The sequence below is a fragment of the Streptomyces sp. NPDC044061 genome (assembly GCF_056434305.1).
In genome coordinates this window covers 1-1129 of the sequence record NZ_JBWKFL010000194.1, presented here as the reverse complement: position 1 = coordinate 1129, position 1129 = coordinate 1, and the positions used below count along the sequence as shown (strand labels likewise).

1 protein-coding gene is annotated in these 1129 nt (G+C 66.3%); it reads right to left on the bottom strand.

Translation table 11 applies throughout. The features are described 5' to 3' along the window. Positions 1-82: 82 nt before the first annotated feature. Positions 83-1129: IS110 family RNA-guided transposase (locus AC07CM_RS51045; protein WP_478883382.1), on the bottom strand; the 1047-nt coding region annotated here is incomplete at its 5' end.

Here is a 1129-nt window from a genome sequence, read left to right as displayed (position 1 = left end):
GGCAGACCGGTCCGCTCAGTGATCAGATGGATCTTCGAGCCGTACTTGCCCCGGTCGACAGACATCCCACGCAGGTAGCGCGTCAAGCGGCTTGTGCCGGAAGGTCTCCTGCAGGTTGGTTGGGAAAGGCCTTCTCCTCGTCGTAGTGCTCGCCGTGTTGGAGGCAGTGGAAGAGCATCCCCATGAAGCGGTTGAAGAGGTTGCGCTGGGCGGCGATGTGGCGGTCACCTGCTTCTTTGCGACGGTCGTAGTGGGCTCTGGCGCCCGGGGAGGCGGTCAGGGAGGCGAAGGCCCAGACATAGCCGACGGCGGCCAGCCGCTGGTTCTTGACCCTGCGGGCCATCACCGTGCAGCTTTTGCCGCTCGCCCGGGTGACCGGTGCACTGCCGGCGTATGCCTTCATCGCTCCGGCGGTCGTGAAACGAGCCCGGTCATCGCCGATCTCGGCCAGGACCCGGGCCCCGGCGAGGGACCCCAAGCCGGGAAAGCTGGAGACGATCGGGGCGTCCGGATGCTGCTCGAAAGTCTCCCTTGTGGCGGCTTCGAGTTGGTCGGCATTGGTGCAGGCTGCTTCCAGCTGACGCAGCAAGGCGGTGGTCTGGCGGCCGAAGGCATCCTCGACCTGAGGTGGTTGGTGGAGGTACTCGCGGTGGAGGACCTCATGGAGCCGATCGGCCTCGGCTTCGATGCCGCGCAGGCGTCCAGCCTGTTTGAGCAGTGACTGCAGACGTCGGCGTGTGAGGCGGGATGCCGCTGTGGGCGTCGGCGCCGCGGCCAGGATGGTCCGGCCTTCGGGCGAGCAGATGCCCTCTCGTTTCTCGGCGAAGGCGGCAAGGATTGCAGGGTAGAACTCACGCAGCTGAGAGCGGAGTTTGTTGTGGGCCTGGACACGGTCCCAGACAGCGTCCTGCTGAGCTCGTGCAAGCACCGCAATCGCCTGGGCCAGCTCGGAATCCTTCGGCAGAGGCCGGTGGGCGGCCATGTCAGTGCGCAGGATGTTCGCCAGGGCAGCAGCGTCGATGGCGTCCGACTTCTTCCTCGCGACTGAGTGCCGGTCTCGATAGCGGGCCACAGCCAGCGGATTGATCGCGAACACTGGGCGTCCCGTCGCGCGCAAACAGGCGACCAG